We start from the raw sequence: 2,923 nt of genomic DNA, 5'->3' as shown, positions 1-2,923 counted from the left end.
GATTGCTGAGTGAAAGATGCCGCAGTTAAAGGTCGGCCGCTGGTCACTGAAATAGGAATTCACAATGAGACTTGCTCGATTGAGCCTGATCAATGCGGTGCTGAAGGCCGGTTGTAGCTGTACAATAGGCAGACCTCATGTGGCAGTCACCTTCAACCTACCAAGGAGATAGCGACACCATCAAGCGGAGGCCGGTCATGGGGCCACTTTGAGATGCGGCGCGAATGGACAATGTTACAGTCACATCAAACAAGGCACGGCATTTCAACCTCAGCTGAACGATGCGCGACTCTGGTAGTCGGCCAGGCTGACAATCAGGCTCGCCAGCCTCACGACGCCAATCCTATCGGCATCGAGACGCAGTTCACTTCGCTTGGTGATCTTCGAATTGCTGTGACCCTAATCAACTTGCACAGCGCAAGGATGGTGCACGGATGACGCGCTGGTGCAAACCAAAACCGCGCGTGCTTGAAGGCGGTAAAGCCGATCGCGCATTGCGTCCTGATGCTTCGCAGTCGCGGATCAGATTGAATTCCTGGCCGCTTGCGGCGATGCTTGTCAGCGCTCTCCTCTGGGCCGGTATCTGCTGGGTCGTCTATGCGTTCTCATGAGCGAAATGACATGCCAAAGCTGCCAAGCTGGCGACACAAGATGGCCGCATTGGCAAGCGCCTTCTGGCCTATACGCTTGAGGTCGTCGATTGACCTCTCTTTGCGGATCGCGGCCTCCAGGATCTTAGAGGCAACTTAGGCACGTCGGTTTGGTGCTGGGAAACGTCTTCGCCGATTTCGTTCAGCGCGCGCATGGGGCGCGGCCGTTTCGACACCGAACATAGGAGATGTCGCCCATCCTGTAGCAGGAAAGACAAGCAACCAACGGATGACCGAGGTGTTCCGGAAATTCGCGCACGTTATTCAATTCGGCAAATCCGGTCGCGCGATCTAGCGTATGCAAGTTGACAAACGTGTTCTCCACATGCGCCGGGAAGTGATTGCCCACGCCAGGACCACCAAGAGTCTTTGTTGTTGCACCGGCGCCAGTACATAGTGTCCCACTTTCTCGAAGTGAAACGGCAGCGCGGTCTCGGCCTATCGAACCACTCTACATCCGACTTAGCACCGGTGAATGCGGCCGAGCGTGGACGCTGAAACAGCGCGAAGCCCGACGCACACTGCCGGGTATGAGGTGCGTCGGGCTGTTGGGGCATGGCGCGGCACCTGGCCGTGTCCAGCCCGCATGACCCCTTGCAAATGATATGCCACACGAAAAGGCGCCGATGATCCGGCCCCACCCCCCGGTGCAAGGGCCGCACGGATGTTCACTTGTTCGCGTGCCAAGTATGGGCCGCCTCCTCAGGGCGTGGGTTGCGTTGCGCTTGTGATCGACATTGATCTAAATAGCTGGCCCGACGATCTCTGGATTTCGATGTCGCGGAGACTTCGTTTACGCGACCTGCAGCGGGACTCTGATCTCCGAACGGATTCGCCCGAGCCAAAGAACCAACCTAGCCGCCCCTAGCTAGCAGGCTGTTGAAGAAGTCTTTGAACGGCGCGCGATGAATGGGATGTTGTCACCGTTGAGAAGGCAGATCTCCCCTTCGAGTGAGCCGTCATCCTGCAGTTCGGCCTAGCCGTCACCCTCGGCTGGCTCCATTTCGTCGTTTCCCTGCCAGCCGAACTCGGCGGCATCGCCGTGGCAGGTTCCATGAATGGAGCCTGTGCGGCAATCGAAGGCGAATTCGCCGCCGGCCTCGTCGAACAGGATGTAGGCGCTCGCCAAGGCCATGCCGTAGCTCGGTGTCTCGACGACCTGCCATCTGCCCCGAATGCTCATGCCGGTGCCGCCAGAAGCTTGGGAAGCCGGATCAAATTATAGACCGCAAGCGCCAGGACGAACACGGCATCCACCCGGTCGCGGCCTCGCAGCTTGATCTTGGCCAAGCCAGCGGAACTCTTGATCCAGCCGAAGACTTCTTCGATGCGTTTGCGGCAGCGTTGGCTGATGTCGTAGCCGCTGTGACGTGTGGTCCGCGCGTCGATCGCCGTCTTGCGCCGCTTGCCGGTCTTACTCAGATGTCCATCAATCGCAATATGCGGAGTAACCGATCTATCTCTCAGCTCGTGGACGAACTGCGTGACATCATAGGCCTTATCCGCCCCCAGAGTGATCCGTTTCGCGCACCCGCGCCTGTCGATATGGCAAGCGCAATCTCCCGTTCGGCGGTGCCCGTCGCTTGGCTCACCCCACCCAAGACCGCTAAACCATTGCGGTTCTCCATCAGCGCATGGCCCATATAGCTCAGCTTAGCCGGCTGGCCGTCACCCTTCTTGTAGAGCCGCGCCTCGGGATCGGTCGTGCTCGCATGTCTCGTTCGATCGCTTCTCCTTGTGGAAGCTGCGCTCAGCATTGCGTCCCGGACCGTCCTCGTCTTTGTCGCTGCCATCCTTCTTCCGGAAGCTCTTGATCGAAGCCCGGGCTTTCAATCAGCGTACCATCCACCGAGAAGTGATCGCTCGATAGTAGACGCTTGACCTTTGGTTGCGCCAAAAGCGCGTTCAGGAACTTGGCCGCAATCTCGCCTTCGAGCAGCCGGTCGCGGTTCTTCGAGAAGGTCGAATGGTCCCAAAACCGCATCATCCACCCCGAGCCCAACGAACCAGCGGAACAGAAGATCGAACTCCATCCATTCCATCAGATGCCGTTCCGAGCGAACCCCATAAAATGCCGGGAGAAGCATCGCCCGAAGCAACTTCTCCGGTGCGATCGACGTTCGTATAGAGCTTGCCGAACTCCCCAGAAAGGTCGCCCAGCGCCGCATTCGCCAAGTCTCGGATCACCCGTAGCGGGTGGTCGACCCGAACCCGAGCCTCCAGGTCCACATAACTAAAAAGCGAGCCGGACTGTTCGTCACTCCCCGCAGGGG

General features: G+C 58.7%; 1 protein-coding gene and 1 pseudogene. Both read right to left on the bottom strand.

Features of this window, described 5'->3' with window-relative positions:
* Nucleotides 1-1,626: 1,626 nt before the first annotated feature.
* Nucleotides 1,627-1,833 (bottom strand): hypothetical protein, encoded by a 207-nt coding sequence (locus CWO89_RS42595; protein WP_245475127.1) that lies wholly within the window; start codon nucleotides 1,831-1,833, stop codon nucleotides 1,627-1,629.
* Nucleotides 1,830-2,879, bottom strand: a pseudogene (locus tag CWO89_RS42590) (IS5 family transposase). The gene CWO89_RS42595 and the pseudogene CWO89_RS42590 overlap by 4 nt, the downstream one beginning before the upstream one ends.
* Nucleotides 2,880-2,923: the final 44 nt, after the last annotated feature.

Source organism: Bradyrhizobium sp. Leo170 (assembly GCF_004296405.1).
In the GTDB taxonomy this organism is placed as follows: Bacteria; Pseudomonadota; Alphaproteobacteria; order Rhizobiales; family Xanthobacteraceae; genus Bradyrhizobium.
The sequence above is the reverse complement of the archived record's forward strand: the minus strand, read 5'-3'. Positions and strand labels throughout refer to the sequence as shown.